The organism is Rhodoblastus sp. (assembly GCF_041915505.1).
GTDB lineage: Bacteria > Pseudomonadota > Alphaproteobacteria > Rhizobiales > Beijerinckiaceae > Rhodoblastus.
Genome location: NZ_JAYSBG010000408.1, coordinates 1 through 2,916 on the forward strand (window position 1 = coordinate 1; position 2,916 = coordinate 2,916).

Annotated in this window: 2 protein-coding genes and 1 pseudogene; 1 reads left to right on the top strand and 2 read right to left on the bottom strand. The window is 62.8% G+C overall.

The genetic code is table 11. The features are described from left to right. Positions 1–218 (bottom strand): 2Fe-2S iron-sulfur cluster-binding protein (locus ACE3S9_RS17765; RefSeq protein WP_374547810.1); only part of this gene is annotated, 218 nt, incomplete at its 3' end. A gap of 373 nt (positions 219–591) precedes the next feature. Between ACE3S9_RS17765 and ACE3S9_RS17770 the strand changes: the two genes are divergently transcribed. Next, complete coding sequence (locus ACE3S9_RS17770; RefSeq protein ID WP_374547811.1) at positions 592–1,863, top strand: DUF4034 domain-containing protein; 1,272 nt, start codon at positions 592–594, stop codon at positions 1,861–1,863. Positions 1,864–1,871: 8 nt separating this feature from the next. Here the strand turns inward: ACE3S9_RS17770 and ACE3S9_RS17775 are convergent. After that, a pseudogene (locus ACE3S9_RS17775) lies at positions 1,872–2,916 on the bottom strand (hypothetical protein); the annotation flags it as partial.

A 2,916-nucleotide genomic window follows, 5' to 3' on the forward strand; every position in this document is an offset into this window, starting at 1 on the left:
ATTTCCTTTTCCTTCTCGGTGAGGGAAATGGCGTGGGTCGCCTTGCTCAACACCGTGACCTCGACCAGGCAGGAGCCGCATTCGCCGTCCTGGCAGTCGAAGGGAATCGGAATTTTGGCGTCCTTGGCGAGGGCCAGCAAAGTGCCGCGGTCGCCCGCGATGGCGTAGACAGTCACGTCGCGGGACAGCGACGGAGACGAAAAGGTCACATTGGCCATGGAATCCTCCAAATCTTTCTGCTTGCGAAGCCGCGCTTCCTCCGCGCGAGCGGCAGCAAGACCCATGCCCACGATAAATTTCATGATTTCAATGGGTTGATCGCGCGACACAGCCTGTCGCCCGCCGGACAAATTGTTTCGCCCCGCGCAACCGCGAAACGAAGGCGACAGCCTGCGTCGGTTCAGCGACGGCTTTGTCGAAGGCGGCAAAGGCGCGACGCCTCGCGGGAGGTTTCGCGACGGAATAGGTCTTCGCGGCAGAAACCACAGAATTGCGAATGAATTTCGAGGCCTTTTTTAACAAGATGCGCCTAAGTTCAAGGTCATGAAACAGATTTGTTTGACCCTTCTCTTTTCACTGAATCTATTAACCTTGCCGGCCGCAGCCAATGCGGCCGACGAAAAGGCGGCGCCGCCAAACCCTTTCCAGGAGGCGCTGACCATTGGCGCCTTCGGACGCCCCATCGTCGCGGAGGGCGAGGACTTGTCCAGCCCCTTCGCCAACGCCCATGCCATCGAGCAAGACTCCTACAAGGTTCAATATAATGGGCAATATGGCCTCGCCGCCGCCTATGCGACGCGCGCGCCGAACGCCTCCGACGGCTCGAACAGAAGCCGGCCCGTCGCCATCTGGAATGACGGGACCGAGGGACCGGAGCCGGTCGACCGCCGCGTTCCCAATCCCTTAGACGCGCAGGGAAAGCCGTTGTGGCTTGACGGCTATCAAGGGCGGCAGGCGCTCAACTATCTGGTGACGGAATTGTTCGGCCAGGCCAAGACGGCCGAACTCGATCGCCTGTTCAACGACTGGAGCGATTCGGGCATACGCATGGCCGATGGACGTTGGCGCCTGGTGAGCTACCAAGCCGGGCTCACAAATCTGTTCGCTCCCGGGGCCAATTGGGAGCTGACCTATAAAGTCATCGCCGACTGGCGCAAGAATGCGCCGCAATCCCGCGCCGCGGCCATCGCCGAAGCAATCTATTGGCTGCAATATGGCTGGATGGCGCGCGGTAACGGCTACGCCAATTCCGTCACTGACGACGGCTGGCGGCTTTTTCGGGAGCGGTTGGAAAAAGGCAAAGCCGTCCTGCTCGACGCCAAATCCTATGCGGCCAGCAGCCCGCTGTGGGGCCGCGTCATGATTCAGATCGGAACGGGATTGGGCTGGCCGCACGAAGATCTGCTCGGCGTCGCTCGCGACGCCGCGGCGCGCGAAAAGACCTACGCCCCGATCTACACCGCGATGGCCAACGCCCTGACGCCGAAATGGGGCGGCGACTGGAAAATCGTCGACGCCTATATCCGCGATGTCCAGAAAAACGCCCCCGCGAGCACGGGCCACGAATTCTACACGCGCCTCTACATGGTCACCGCCGAGGGCTTAGGAGCGGAATTCGACCTTTTCCGGGATACGTCGGCGGAATGGCCCGCGATGAAGGCGGGGTTTGAAGACATGATGCGGAACTATCCGCACAGCGGCGCCAATCTCAATGTTTTCGCCGTCTATGCCTGCATCGCCGGCGACCGCGAGACTTTTCGCCGGGTGCGTTTCCAGCTTGGCGGTCAGGCCGACGCCACGCTCTGGCCCTCGAACCATTCACTCGACCTGTGCGACCACAAATATGGGGCGCCGCCGATCTGATCCGGCCGTCAGCCGCGTGAGGCCGCTCTTGGCAGGAATTGCGAGAAGGCGTGGAACGGCTCGAAACGGAAGCGCACGCGATGCGGGCCGGGGCTTAACATCACCGCGCGGAACATCAGATTGGCGCGCAGGATCGGCGCCGGGCGCCCGTCGAGATAGGCGGCCTGCCAGTTCTGCCAGACATCGTTGAGCACCAGGAATCCGCCCTGTGCCGGCGCGACCGCCTCGATATCGATCAGCGTATTGTCATAGCGCAGGATTTTCGCCGAACCGGCCTCCGCCCCTTTCGCCAGCGCGGCCGCGACATCCGGCGCGCAATTCAGCGCCGGCGTCGCGTCGCAATCGGCGCGGTCGAGCAGAACGAAGCGGCGGTAATCGATGTCCGGCATGCCGCCTTCAGCTTCGATCTTGGCGAAATCCGCCGCAATGGCCCGCCCCGGCGCCAGCACGCGCGGCAAGGCGTCCCGGTTCTCGTAGAGATAGGCGTCGGCGGTCTGTTTGAGCAAAGGCAGGTCGCCCGGCTTCAGGCTAGGATCGATCTGCTCGATCGGCACGCCCGTCGCGATCCAGCGCAGGCCGAACAGATTGGCCATCGGCGATTTATAGGACGGGAAAGCGGGCGAAAACACGCGCTGCTCCGGTATGGCGACATGGTCGTTGGCGTGGGTGACATTGATGAAGGTCGTCAGCCGGATCGGATTATAGCCGAGGTCATGGTCGAAGCCGTGCGTCAGGCTGGCGTTGGGCCAATGGAAGTCGATTCCCGCCAGTTCGACCCGGTCGCGTCGGTCGGGGGCGGTATTTTCGGCCAGCTTCTGTTTCAGGAACAGGATGGTTTCGTTCTGCGTGTTCTCGCGCAACACGTCATAGGTCTGCGGCGGCAGAGCGGTCGACTGGTTCGGCGCGTTGTTCAGCGACAGGTCGAAGGTCAGCGCGACGCCGACCAGCAACACGCCGAAAGCCGGCGCCGCGCGCCAGCGCCGCGCGCCCAGCAAGGCCGCGACTGACAAGGCCGCGCAGAGCAACGAAAAGCCGATCGCCGGCAGAGCGGCG